The sequence below is a fragment of the Bacillus sp. UNC437CL72CviS29 genome, assembly GCF_000482345.1.
GTDB classification, from domain to species: Bacteria; Bacillota; Bacilli; order Bacillales; family Bacillaceae_G; genus Bacillus_A; species Bacillus_A arachidis.
Genome location: NZ_AXVB01000009.1, coordinates 1 through 13,029, shown reverse-complemented (window position 1 = coordinate 13,029; position 13,029 = coordinate 1). Strand labels below are relative to the sequence as shown.

Genomic DNA, 13,029 nt, shown 5'->3' with positions numbered 1-13,029 from the left:
GAAAGAATAGCGTGTTTTTTCATTAAAAGTATTATATTATGATGACATTTTATTCAATTTTTCCTGAGACTGAATATTAGTTCTAAAGAACAGTCCATTATATAAGAGAAATGTCCCCATTATTACAATGATACCAATGTAAACAGACATCATCGTAGGAACCAAGAATGCACCAACGATAATAGTCATTCTTGCAATTAGATCCGCGCCAATATCTGATAGACCTGCAAAAGCTGAATACGATCCTCTTTTATCGGCCGGAATCATATTAGCTTGTTCTGTATTTCTGATTGGGGAGTAGACAAGTTCACCAACAGTGGCAATAAAATTAAAAATAATCAGTACGTACCAAGTGTTTGCAGATGTTACTGTCACATAGCCTACACCATAGAGCACAAGGCCTAAAAGTAACGCTTTTTTTCCACTTAGGCGATCTGTAAATTTATTTACAATAAACGTTAAACATACTACTAAAAGCATATTTTGTATGTTAAGAATACTTAGCATCCTCACTCCTACTATTTCAAAGTTCCCAATGCTTATTGGATTGAATGTTTCTGAAAGTCGTACACCAATATAGCTGTTTAAAGAAAACTCTGCCGCAAATATGCAGGTAGACCCTATTACAACTCTTAAAAATGCTCTATCTTGAATAGCAACTTTATAGTTTTGAATTAGATCAAGTACTATATTTCCATGCCTTTTTTCTAGGCACTCTTTAACTTCTGCAACTAGCCAAATTTTATAAGCAATCGGTAATGTAGCAGAAACAAAAGTCAGTAATATAAACAACTCTTTTTGGTGATTAATGTATAAAAAACCACCTAATGCTGCACCAATTGCCATAGAAAGATTCATAAGCCAATAGTCAATTGTATAAATAGCCTTTCGATTTTCTGGTGTAGTTGAGTCTATGATGATAGCTTGCATGGATGGGCGCCCAAGACTGCTAGATATTATAAAACCTACATAAGCAATAGCAAATAACCAAAGCATCTTATCTGTAGGATATAAGCTTAAAGTCATGAATAAAAACATTAAAGTACTAGAAAATGAAGTTAACAATAAGATTTTCTTTCGTTGAAAGCGATCTGACATGTAACCTCCAATTAAATTTGAAACAAAACTTAATATAACCGTTAAGATTAAAAATGATCCGGCCCATACTTTATTTATTTCGTGAGCAAAAAACAATGCCATAAAGGGCATTACTGCTGATGTAACAGCACGATTAAAAAACGATGTAATTAAGCGTACTTTTATATTTTGCTCAAATTCTTTCCAATTCATCGTATCTCCTCCTTTTGTCTAATGTTATATTAAACTAGACTTATCAAACTAAAAATGGACACATTCAGAAAAACATGTCCACTTATAAAAGGAGATAGGAAAATGGATAAAAATTTACTGAATCTATGGCAATCATTTTCTTCAGGAAATATAAAAATACAAGACCTAGCAGATTTTTTAAATTTAAGTACAAAGCAAACAGTACGTTACTTACATAAATGGATGGATGAAGGTTGGCTGACTTTCACTTCTGGAAAAGGCAGAGGAAATTCCTCCTCTCTTCAATGGTTAAAAAATATAGAAAAAATCTATGAGTCACAAGTAATGGAAATTATGGATCAACAGCCTGTTGAAAAAAGCAGTAAATATTTACTATATAATTGGTCTCCAAACAGTAAACTACGCTTGATGACTAAGTTTCATTCAAAATTTGGCTATATACATAATTCGGATGATAAATTAATTATTCCTAGAAGAAAGCCCTTTTTAACAACACACCCGCTCGAGGCTGCCGATGTACATAGTGCACATATTGTCGCGAACGTTTTCAATCGACTTGTTTATATGGATGAAAAGGGGAACATATTCCCTGAAATAGCTCACAGTTGGGATTTAACTCAATCTAAGCTTAGACTATATTTAAAAAAGTCTATAAAATTTCATGATGGATCCATCTTAACAGCGGCTGACGTGAAACTATGTCTCTCAAAACTACGTAGTCATAAATATTATAAAGACTTATGGTTACCCATAGAAAAAATAGAGATTGTATCACCATTAATTATTGATATACATTATCCAGATAGTTGTAGTTATTGTTTACAAATGTTATGCATGATAAATACAAGCATTTATAAGGAAAATAACGGCCAAATCATAGGAACCGGTGGTTTTTATATAGGAGAGAATAACCTGGAGAAAACATCATTGATAGCATTTCATGATTATTTTCAAGAAAGACCTTTGCTAGATACAGTAGAATTCATTCAGGTCCCTCTAGAATTTGATACTATTTATCAATCTTCCAGATATCATAAAAGTAATTCTACATTTCAAGTAGAAAAGAATTCAGGTTTCGGCGTTATAATTATGAATGCTTGGCGTAATTCGTCAATTCAACACATAGATGTTCGTAATTATTTACATTCTATTATCGTTAACAATATGAATCATATTCATAAATATGATACTCAAAAAATTTCAAATATCAAAAGCTGTTTAAAAGACATAGATCATCAAATCGATATTCCAAAAAGAAAACGTCCCGAATTTAAAGAACCACTTATTATAAAAGCGACTCAGTATACAGAAGCGACAACAAAATGGTTAATGAATATCTTAGAAAAAGAAAATATACCTTTTCAAGTTAAATGGGTTCCATTTGAAAACTATCTTAGGGATGAAAAACTTAATGAACAAGTTGATCTCTTTATTCATGGTGAAGTATTCGAGATGAATCAAGAGATATCATTTTATTATTTTTTAACAGCTAGATATTCACCATTGGCTAAAGTTTTAAAAACAAACAAATCACTAAAAAAACACCTTTCTAAATACAAACATACAAATTTTGAAAAGTGGGCTTCATTAAATGCGAATCTTGAAAAAGAACTGATAGAATCCTCTATTATGGTTCCCTTATACTATGATACACGTCAAATTCCTTTTTCATCAGATTTAACGAATATTAAGATGAAATATTTTGGATATGTGGATTTTTCTCAACTTTGGGTGAAACCTTTAATTTGAAATTCACAAGAAACCTAATCCACTTGTAATAATTATCAACCCATTTAATTTTCCTTATGTCAAAGGTAAAATCGTATTCCACGATTTTACCTTTTTTATTATAAATTTTTTAAGGGTACGGAAATATAGATATCAGGTCTACTAAACTAGTATCTTAGGGGCATTAACTTAAACAATAAATAACCCCATGTCTATTTTGTGGATTAAATTCATTGCCCGTGGATAAAGGACAGTAAAGTCACTGATTAATATGTTTTGTTGATTTTTATTACAATTTTGTAAGGTTAGGTAATGAAAATCGATAGAAATGGATATTCGAATGAGGTACCCTGAATAATGGAGAGAATATTCTGAAAAAAGGGGTAGAGTAAATGAAGAATAGGAAAAAAGCATCGATAATTTTCAAAAGCATTTTATGTTTAATTATTTTCATATTAATTACGAATGAAGCGTGGTTTACGAAAGTGGTGAGGGCAGAATCGGGCGCATTGACTGCTAGGAGTATAGAAAACTTCAAGAAAAAGATGGATGAACAGGTACCAAAATGGCAGGAAGACTATGATGTACCAGGGGTTGCAATAGGAATTGTACATGAGGGGCGTATTGCTTATACACTTAACTACGGTTATGTAGATAAAAAGACAAAAAAAGCGGTGAGTGATGATACTTTGTTTCAGGCTGGTTCCATATCTAAAAGCCTTACAGCGTGGGGAATCCTACATCTTGTAGATGAAGGTCGTTTATCACTAGATGATTCCGTTGGAAAATTTCTAACCAAATGGAAATTACCTAATTCAGAGTTCAATAATAATGAAGTCACGATAAGAAGATTATTAAGCCATACAGCGGGGCTGTCTGCACATAAAGGATACCTTGGGGTTGCACCAGGGAAACATCTTGATTCTATCGAGGAGTCTCTGTCTGGAAAAGGGTGGCTTAATGAACCAGTGGAGGTTACCAATAAACCAGGTTCAGAAGCAATTTACTCTGGTGGCGGATATACAATTTTACAACTTGTAATTGAAGAGGTTACCGGAATATCTTTTGATCGTTATATGGAAGAACAAATTATGAAACCTTTAGGAATGAAATCTAGTTCATTCATACAACGTCCTGAAAATCCTAATCTTTCGAAAGCCTATGGATATTTTGGAGAGGAACTTCCTAGTTACCAATTTACCGAACAGGCTGCTGCAGGCCTCAAGACAAATGTTACCGATATGATGACATTGATACTTGCAAGCATGGATGCAAATAATAAAGGTAATGCTGTCATTAAAAATGAACGTGTCGATGAAATGCAAAAGCTGGTATTAGGTGAGAATGGTTTAGGTGTATTTGAAAAAAAGTTATCTAATCAATGGAAATTAATTTATCATTCTGGTGACAATCGAGGCTGGCATTCTTTTTATGGTTTCATTCCTAATACAAAGGATGGATTGGTAATTCTTACGAATAGTGAAGGTGGTATAGACTTACGACAGGATATTTACCACGCATGGATTGAATATGAAACTGGAAAATTACCTGAAAGTTACTTCTCTCTAGCTGAGCAAAGAAAAAACAACTCAATTATATCAATTGTTATTGGAGGCACACTTGGTGTATATTTGCTGCTGTTTGTGATTAGATTGTACAAAGGTAAAAGAACTTTTATTATTAGGTATGAGAAGAAATCTTACATCGGATTAGTAGTTAGGACATTTTTACTTATTATTACTGCTATGCTCATATTTTGTGCTGCCTATTTGTGGAAGGTTTTAAGTTTAAATTCCGGAAATACAATAACTTTTATTCTAATAATGACGTGGATTGTGGCATTATTAATTAGTGGTTTTTTCCCGAAAATTCGAAGTAATATAAAAAACCAATAATCAGACAATGATATAATCAAAAACATATATTTGATTATAAATACTTAAGGGTTTATAAGGGGGACGACTCCACATGTCCATCAAGTTAGTAAAAATAAATACCCTAAATATAGTGAAATTGACATCCCTAGAGTAAAAGTATACAAAATTATTGTTTTTGGGGCAGTATAAAACCTTAGCTTGATAGCGATGGGGTATCGCCAGCATTTTGGAAAAAAACCACGTTAAGAGTTTTTGAGTTATTTTAACCTTGTTTTAAATTGTGTTGTATTAATTCTACATACATGCGCGGTAATAATTAATATAAGGTACAATTAATTGTAAGACTATTCGCATTAGTTCTTCGTTTCAATGCAGATACCATTTAAGGGGGAGATAAAGCAATGAAACTCAGTAAATTACAAAAAGGTGATCTAATTGGAATCTATTCCCCTTCATCACCAGCAACTTATACAGCACCTAAAAGATTTGATCGAGCAAAAAAATTTCTGATGAGCAAGGGATTTAATATAATAGAAGGAAATTTAACTGGTAAATATGATAACTACCGAGCTGGAAGCATTAAAGAGAGAGCAGAAGAACTTAATGAATTAATAAGAAACCCTAGCATCAAATGTATAATGTCAACCATTGGTGGAATGAATTCAAATTCAATATTGCCTTATATTGATTATGAGGCATTTATAAAAAATCCTAAAATAATGATAGGTTATTCAGATGTTACTGCGATATTACTAGGAATATACGCAAAAACTGGGATAAATACATTTTATGGACCTGCATTAATCCCTTCATTTGGTGAATTTGAGCCATTTGTTAATTTTACATACGAATATTTCAGCGACATGCTGGAAGAAAAACAAAAACTACCATACTATATTAAAAAGCCACCTTATTGGACAGATGAATTTATCAATTGGGAAGAAAAAACTAAGGAAAAACAACCTATAAAAAATGATTGGGTTTGTGTAAATACCGGAAAAGCAACAGGAAGGTTAATTGGAGGAAATTTAGACACTTTAACTGGTATTTTGGGTAGCGAGTATATGCCAGAGATAAAAAAAGGGGATATCCTTCTTATCGAGGATACAACAAAAGATGCTGCTACTATTGAAAGAAGTTTTTCATTACTTAAGGTTAATGGAATATTTGATAAAATTTCTGGTTTAATCCTCGGAAAACATGAACAGTTTAACGATAATGGTACAAATAAAAAACCATATGAAATTCTATTAGAGGTTTTAAATGGTATTAGCCTGCCCTTTATTGCAGAATTTGATTGTTGCCATACTCACCCGATGTTAACTGTCCCAATTGGTATACAAATAGAGATGGATGCAGCAAATAAAACATTAACAATTCTTGAAGATTGGATAAATTAACTCCATTAAATATTAAAAGACTGATTAACCTAAACATGGATTAATCAGTCCTTTTAATATCCCAATTTGCTCTTAACGTGGGTTTTTTCCAAAATGCTGGCGGTACCCCTTATAGGGGCAGTGAAAAATCTTAAGTTGATGGGCATGGCCTCACCGTATCAAAAAAAGAAAATTGTACGTTTAGACACGATTTGGACATAAGTTAAGATATTTGGTGTACGCTAAGGCTATTTTTCGGCTAAATAGAGACTATCTAGCACTGGAAATTCCATGTTTTCTAAAATATCAACTGGAATATTACTTTCTCTAATGGGAAAAGCGACCATCCATTTGTAAAGGTATACTTTTACAGATATATATAAAACTATATAAAACTATAAAAAACTACATCCGTAAATGCCCTCTTCTTATTTTACAGATGTCTGTATATTAATTGCACATTTACAGATGTTTTTGCTATAATTTTTGATGAGGTGCATCACATGAAACATAAAAAATTTGGATATGTACGAGTTTCAAGTAAAGATCAAAATGAAGAACGGCAAATTCAGAATATGAAGGATTTAGGGATAGAGGATCGAGATATTTTCATTGATAAACAATCCGGAAAAACATGAAACGTGAAAATTATCAAATGTTAAAACGTTTAGTTCGTACAGGAGATACTATTGTATTTGATTCTTTAACTAGACTGGGAAGAAGTATGAACGATGTCTTAGAAGAATTCAGATACTACGAAAGGCATGAGATTAACTTACAATTTATAAAAGAACCGTTCATTAATGTAAATTACAAAGGTGAGACTACGAATGATGTCATTCAAAGTGCTATTCAAAAAGCAACTCTTACAATCTTATCTGCTTTTGCAGAAAAAGAGCGTTATGCTATTAAACAACGGCAAGCGGAGGGAATCGCCCTGACCGAGAAGCAAGGGAGACGTTTAGGACGTCCTCCAGTAGAAATTACAGCAGAATTCATTACAGCCTATAAAGAATGGAAATCTGGTGCCATTACAGCAGTAGGGGCTATGGAGAAATATGGTATCAAACGTTCTTCATTTTACAAACTTGCGAAGCAGTATGCAGAAACAAAAAGATAAAAATCTACTGAATAATTAATGTTGATTTAGGAGGTTACTATATGAAACTTACAACAAAAGTAGAAGTTGGGGATTACGTTCGATTCCCTTATCGAGAGAATCCTTCCTTACAATTAACTGGATATGTGGTAAGTATTTTAACGAATACAATTGTTGTAGACATTTCAGACATGGTGGAAACTGAAAAAAATGAATCAATTGATGTTAGACAAGTAGTAAAACATGGTTGTTATCATAAGGTAGCTGATAAACAAGCGAAAAATGAAGTTTTATGAAAGATGTTCTTGGAGAAATCCAGGAGCATCTTTTTAAATACAGTGAGAAATATAAAACCAGCTGATAATAGCGGTGCTGACTCCTATCTAGGCTATAAAGTGGGGAATTACCAGATGGGGCCGAAGTTAAAATTGTTGTGAAATAAGCATAATTATAGGATATGATTTATTTTCTGGAAGGGGGCACCATACATACCCATCAAGCTAAGAAAAGCAAATACCAACCCATAAAAAAAGAATCTGCTCGAATGCAGATTCTTTCCGATAATGATTTATGTAAGTAAGACATGAAAATATAATACAATGCATCAGAAATGAATTCAAGTAGAAAAAGAACCCGTTGAAGTTCGGGTCCTTTCAGAAGTGATGAAGTTTTCTCTGTTTCAGATAGAGAAAAATACAAAAATATAATACATCTAAGTATAGAAAATTTCAATACTTAAATTGTGCCTCAACGACAATTTTTAATCGCACGATAAAAAATATTCTCTTGAATTTGGTATAAGTTTCATCTAGATTCCAAAGAGGTTAACTGTGCAGTTTTGTCGTTCATTTCCCTACTTTTTCCTTGTTATATAAAATCTATCTAATAAATATAGAGTTAAACAAATTAGACGTAATATCCATTTAGAACCAAGCCTTCAACAAACTTGAGAATAAAGGCATTAGTATTAAGGGTCAGTTTGATACAAATACACCTCGAGGAAAACAAATTTTATTTTTTATCTGTCTACCTAATGGGGAGCATATCAAGATTAATCAAAATGGATTCCCATGTTAAAAGTCTGGATGTAGATTTTATAAAAAAGATTGATCAAAACTCATGAACATATCAATTAGAAAAGTTCACTTACTTGTACTAGAATTAATCTATTCTTCAAACCAAAACAGAGCCTCGATAGGCGCTTCCAAAACCTTTGCAATATCATAAGTAAGTTTGAATGAAGGGTTATATTTTCCGTTTTCGAGATTGCCAATTGTTTCTCTTCTAACCCCAACCTTATTAGCTAAATCTTCCTGAGACATATTTAACTTTATTCTATATTCTTTCATTCGAGTCTTAAGTGGCATCTTGCATTCCTTTCTTTTCTCTACGCTCAAATATTTCTAAATTAACTAAGAAGGTACCTAATGGTGCAAAAACTGAAATAATAACAAGGAAACGAATTATATGTAGATTTTCAAAAATAAAAATACTCAAAACTAGTATGATACCTAGTACCAATGCTACGAAAAAAGCTCTTGTAGCAGAGATGCGAACATGTAGTATAAAAAGCTCATCTGGTACTACTTTTGCATATGCGAAGAAGAAAAAGAAACTGAATAAGAGACCTACCCACGTAATATCACCTAAAAATGTGAAAGGACCCAAAAAACCTAAAAAACCGATAAATCCTAAATAAGCTATTTTATTTTTCATACAATCCCCCTATGTGATATATTTCGCTCTTTATGTTAAAAATATATCACATAAATTTGCAAATAAAAAGGACTTAATGTCACTTTACCCATAAGTCGATTGTATTTGGAAGCATTAGTTGGCTGGAAAACACTTACTTTTATAGGTGATTATCTAATTATCTAACGGAATTGGAAACATAAATTGGCCTTGAGTTAATGATTATCCCATAAGCTAGCCGTTAGTTTATGAGGAATTTTATGCATATGGAGGAAAAAAAATAAAGACAATGTTTGCTTTTAACCACTAATATAATGGGATGAAAAAGAAACTACATACGTAGGTGAAGAGGATGTTTCACAGAATGTTGATAGGCCGGGGATTCTTTGTGAGAGTAGGGATCCATCTTATCCTTGCTACCGATATTGAGACGTTATGTTAATCGGGTATGTATAGGATATACATAATAAAAGGATGTATTTATTTTATATAAATTCCCTTTTGAGCAGGGTTATATTATAAAAAAAAGAAATAGTGTTTAAAGTAGAAAGGAATGGGGAGATTTGATGAAATTAAGGTTATCTTTCATTGTCTTATCTATAATACTTAGTGTTGCATGCGTATTCTTTGTACAAAAAAAGGATGTCATTTTTCAAGAAGGAAATCCGATACCATTGGCAATTGCTATGTCAAAGATGGTACTTGCAGATAAAAATATAATGGAAGTGCAAACAGATGATATTACCCACCCTTATTTAGTAAAACGAGGAGAACTAGATCCTTATATTGAAATGAAAGAGAAAAACGGATGGGAATTTATAAGTAGAGATATATACGGAAATTCTTTAACTTTTCAAAAAGGAAATACAACAGAAAGTATTCCTTACAGATATTTCACACGATACTATACAATCATTAATTTCCAATATTAGTAGGTGCAATTACTTCCAATAACGAAAATTATGTAAATGAGCGGTCCATATGGACTGCTCATTTACATAATTTTCGAACTCGGAATTCAATCAATTTACTAACCTATTGATACAGCCCATACACATTCTTCAATGATTTTCTTATTTTCATAAATCCAAAGGAACATGTCTTGATTTATCTTTAATAATTCTGGTGAACTTATGAAATAAGTCATAAAGATTACTTGTATTCCTAACATGACATGCCATAGTGCGCTTCTTTCCTCTTGTGTAAGAGGATTTTGATTATTGTATCCTTCGATGATTGGTTTAATTAAGCTAAACCATTGGCTTTTTAACTTTTCATCAGTAAACAGTTCACTCAATATGCTTGTTAGACAATAACAAATATCAAAAATCTTTATGTTTACTTCCGCAATCTCAAAGTCTAAAAATCCCGTAAATGAGTTCTTTTCAAAAATTAAATTGGATAGATGTGTATCCCTATGAATAATTTGTTTTGGTAAAGATGGCAATATCTTTTCCATGTTTGATTTCAACTGTTTCATGAGTTGTATAACTTTAGAATTAGAATTAGCAATTTGATTTTTCTCAATAGTAGGTATAGCCCATTTATAAATATCCATGTATAAGTTACGTTCTATAAATTGTACTTCAGTATGTAACTTACTTAGACCTTGATGTAGTTTAGCGATTTCTTTTCCTATATCGTTTGCTAATACTTTGAGTTGATCTATGTCTTTGACCCCTGGAGCACTACCAGTTAAGTATTCGTACATACAGTAATATGTATCTTCGTACGAAATGAAATACTCTCCTTCAAAAGTCTTTAGTGGTTGTTGAACCTTGATGTTATATTTTGGAAGAATGGTCAATAGTTTAACTTCAGCGATAATTTGATCAAGATCTCCTTTTTGTTTTAAAACGTAGTTTTGCTCTCCCGTAGTTATCAGAGTAACTTTGGGATTGATTTGTGTGCTTGTTAAATCAGATTCTTTAATCCAGAACTTCGAAATCTCTAATACTTGTTCCATTTTCTTCTCCCCCTTAGCTAAAAAGTCGTTAATACATTAATAATATCAAAATTAAGCATTGTATATCCTATACATGTTCAGTTAACATAACGTCTCATTATAAGCAGTTAAAAATTTGTTTTATTAATTGACTGGTAATATTTCGAAAGAAAATATAGCTATAATAGAAAGAAAATTCGGTGTATTATAATGATGCACTGAATAGGTACATTATTGTACTTTAAAAATTTAGCTTAAGGTGGGATTGTATGTGAATGGAGATAAAAGACTGAAAAAACCGGTGGTAAGTTTTATATTATTAACCAACATTATTTTTTGGCCACTTTTTCTTCTTGTAGGAGTCACCAAGTTATTAGATTTTCCAACGTGGATTTTTGATGTAATGCTTTGTATATCAGCTTGGTCTTCCACTTTTGCTTTTGTGTTGCTATTTAAAAAACTCTATCCTGGACAGAGTTTTATTCGATTCGTAAAAGATAGATTTAAAAATAAACTTAGTTTCCCTATAGTTCTTACTGTAAGTATGATTCAAATAATTATATTTTTGATGATGTTGTTTCTCGTGTCGATTAACAGTGAAGCAAACTCGATTTTTAATAAAACTACATGGGGCGTGTTAATTTATTACTTTGTTAAAACTATTGTGGCTGGACCACTAGGAGAAGAATTAGGGTGGAGAGGTTTTGCATTAATGGAGCTTCAAAAAAAATATTCGCCATTAAAATCTTCAATAATTATTGGTTTTTGGTGGGGAATGTGGCATTTACCTATATGGTTTACTACAGGTTTTACAGGCAGTAATTTAATCAAATATATTTTGTTTTTTATGATTGCAATTATATCTACTACAATTATCATGACAGCATTTTATAATTTAAATCGAAATTTAATTATTCCAATGATCATCCACTTTTTCTTTAATTTATTTATTGGCATAATAAATGGAAAATTAATTGAATTAATTATGTATAATGCAATTTTTTATTTGATAGTTGCGATTTTAATTATAATTATAAATCCAAAGAAGATATTATACGGGAATAAAATTACAAAATTTATTAATGAAGAACAGGATTTGATTTAGTAATAGTTTTTACAATTTTTTTATGTATGTTTTATACGAGGTACCGCCAGCATTTTGGAAAAAAACACGCTAAGCAAAAAATACAGAAAGCCGTCCAACTGATACTGATGTACACCTCCAATTGTTATTCGTGTCTAACAATTGGGGTGCACATCAAACAGGATGGCTTTACTTTTTACATAATTCTTGTTGTCGGTAGTTAGGTTTCTTTAGTTGAATGGGAATGTTTTAATCCAGTAGAAGAATGCAAAACCTCCAGCTACAAATAAAGCAGCTAAAATGAATGTTATTAGAGGTATTTTATTTTTCATATTTTTTCCTCCAATGATTTAATCTTAAGCTAATTTAGTTAATATAACATGCGTTATTGGAAGTTAATGTAATACCTTTATTCTGGAGTTAGTATAGTCATATGGACACAACTTAGTTAAGTCCTTACAATGGATTTCAAGGAGGAAGTGTCCGTATGACAAACAAGAAATTTAATGAAGAGTTTAAAAAAATGGTTGTTGAATTATATCATTCGGGACAACCTGTCAAACAGTTAAGTAGCGAGTATGGCGTATCAGAAGTAACCGTTTATAAATGGATTAAAATATATTCTCCTATCACATCAGTTGATGAGGATGAAATGACGCTCGAAGATCTAAAACGAATGAAAAAAGAAATGGTTCGTCTAAAAGAAGAGAATGAAATTTTAAAAAAGGCTATGGCCATATTCGCGAGAAAATAAAAGATGCAGAATTACACCAATTTATCGATTGTCAAAAAGAAACACACCCTGTTCATATGATGTGCCAAACTCTTGGGATAGCGAGAAGTTCTTACTACCAATCTCAGCACAAAACAGAGTCAAAGCGTCGTCGTGAAAATGAAGAATTAACCCAAAAAATTATACAAATTCATCAAGA

At 31.7% G+C, this 13,029-nt stretch carries 10 protein-coding genes and 2 pseudogenes; 8 read left to right on the top strand and 4 right to left on the bottom strand.

What is annotated here, in order from left to right; all coding sequences use genetic code 11:
• Nucleotides 1-36: 36 nt before the first annotated feature.
• A complete protein-coding gene (locus M014_RS0109420) occupies nt 37-1,290 on the bottom strand; it encodes an MDR family MFS transporter (protein ID WP_026591496.1) in 1,254 nt (417 codons plus the stop codon).
• A 102-nt stretch (nt 1,291-1,392) separates the two neighbouring features.
• Here M014_RS0109420 and M014_RS0109415 point away from each other — a divergent pair, with 102 nt between their 5' ends.
• The 5 genes and pseudogenes from M014_RS0109415 (at nt 1,393) to M014_RS0109395 (ending at nt 7,669) form a co-directional block, all read left to right on the top strand.
• A complete protein-coding gene (locus tag M014_RS0109415) occupies nt 1,393-3,039 on the top strand; it encodes an ABC transporter substrate-binding protein (protein ID WP_026591495.1) in 1,647 nt (548 codons plus the stop codon).
• A gap of 371 nt (nt 3,040-3,410) precedes the next feature.
• The gene (locus tag M014_RS0109410; RefSeq protein WP_026591494.1) at nt 3,411-4,913 is read left to right on the top strand and encodes a serine hydrolase domain-containing protein; all 1,503 of its coding nucleotides are present in this window, start codon (nt 3,411-3,413) and stop codon (nt 4,911-4,913) included.
• Between the two features lie 383 nt (nt 4,914-5,296).
• Nucleotides 5,297-6,295 (top strand): S66 family peptidase, encoded by a 999-nt coding sequence (locus M014_RS0109405; protein ID WP_026591493.1) that lies wholly within the window; start codon nt 5,297-5,299, stop codon nt 6,293-6,295.
• A 482-nt stretch (nt 6,296-6,777) separates the two neighbouring features.
• Nucleotides 6,778-7,413 (top strand): annotated as a pseudogene (locus tag M014_RS26705) (recombinase family protein).
• 22 nt (nt 7,414-7,435) lie between these two features.
• Complete coding sequence (locus tag M014_RS0109395; protein ID WP_026591492.1) at nt 7,436-7,669, top strand: DUF2187 family protein; 234 nt, start codon at nt 7,436-7,438, stop codon at nt 7,667-7,669.
• Nucleotides 7,670-8,539: 870 nt separating this feature from the next.
• Here M014_RS0109395 and M014_RS0109390 read toward each other — a convergent pair.
• Together M014_RS0109390 and M014_RS0109385 are read right to left on the bottom strand one after the other, a co-directional pair.
• Complete coding sequence (locus M014_RS0109390) at nt 8,540-8,740, bottom strand: helix-turn-helix transcriptional regulator (protein WP_026591491.1); 201 nt, start codon at nt 8,738-8,740, stop codon at nt 8,540-8,542.
• A complete protein-coding gene (locus M014_RS0109385) occupies nt 8,730-9,089 on the bottom strand; it encodes a DUF3796 domain-containing protein (RefSeq protein WP_026591490.1) in 360 nt (119 codons plus the stop codon). Before M014_RS0109385 ends, M014_RS0109390 begins: the two co-directional genes overlap by 11 nt.
• A gap of 545 nt (nt 9,090-9,634) precedes the next feature.
• Between M014_RS0109385 and M014_RS0109380 the strand changes: the two genes are divergently transcribed.
• The gene (locus M014_RS0109380; RefSeq protein WP_081810999.1) at nt 9,635-10,000 is read left to right on the top strand and encodes a hypothetical protein; all 366 of its coding nucleotides are present in this window, start codon (nt 9,635-9,637) and stop codon (nt 9,998-10,000) included.
• A 98-nt stretch (nt 10,001-10,098) separates the two neighbouring features.
• Here M014_RS0109380 and M014_RS0109375 read toward each other — a convergent pair whose 3' ends face one another.
• Nucleotides 10,099-11,034, bottom strand: a complete 936-nt coding sequence (locus M014_RS0109375) for a phosphotransferase enzyme family protein (RefSeq protein WP_026591488.1) — start codon at nt 11,032-11,034, stop codon at nt 10,099-10,101.
• A 250-nt stretch (nt 11,035-11,284) separates the two neighbouring features.
• Between M014_RS0109375 and M014_RS0109370 the strand changes: the two genes are divergently transcribed.
• Complete coding sequence (locus M014_RS0109370; protein ID WP_026591487.1) at nt 11,285-12,118, top strand: CPBP family intramembrane glutamic endopeptidase; 834 nt, start codon at nt 11,285-11,287, stop codon at nt 12,116-12,118.
• A gap of 466 nt (nt 12,119-12,584) precedes the next feature.
• A pseudogene (locus M014_RS28140) lies at nt 12,585-13,029 on the top strand (transposase); the annotation flags it as partial.

Excerpts from the sequence above, each read along its gene's own strand:
- M014_RS0109390 (WP_026591491.1), bottom strand. The coding sequence starts at position 8,740 with ATGCCACTTAAGACTCGAATGAAAGAATATAGAATAAAGTTAAATATG.
- M014_RS0109410 (WP_026591494.1), top strand. The coding sequence starts at position 3,411 with ATGAAGAATAGGAAAAAAGCATCGATAATTTTCAAAAGCATTTTATGT.
- M014_RS0109385 (WP_026591490.1), bottom strand. The coding sequence starts at position 9,089 with ATGAAAAATAAAATAGCTTATTTAGGATTTATCGGTTTTTTAGGTTTT.
- M014_RS0109395 (WP_026591492.1), top strand. The coding sequence starts at position 7,436 with ATGAAACTTACAACAAAAGTAGAAGTTGGGGATTACGTTCGATTCCCT.
- M014_RS0109375 (WP_026591488.1), bottom strand. The coding sequence starts at position 11,034 with ATGGAACAAGTATTAGAGATTTCGAAGTTCTGGATTAAAGAATCTGAT.
- M014_RS0109380 (WP_081810999.1), top strand. The coding sequence starts at position 9,635 with ATGAAATTAAGGTTATCTTTCATTGTCTTATCTATAATACTTAGTGTT.
- M014_RS0109405 (WP_026591493.1), top strand. The coding sequence starts at position 5,297 with ATGAAACTCAGTAAATTACAAAAAGGTGATCTAATTGGAATCTATTCC.
- M014_RS0109415 (WP_026591495.1), top strand. The coding sequence starts at position 1,393 with ATGGATAAAAATTTACTGAATCTATGGCAATCATTTTCTTCAGGAAAT.
- M014_RS0109420 (WP_026591496.1), bottom strand. The coding sequence starts at position 1,290 with ATGAATTGGAAAGAATTTGAGCAAAATATAAAAGTACGCTTAATTACA.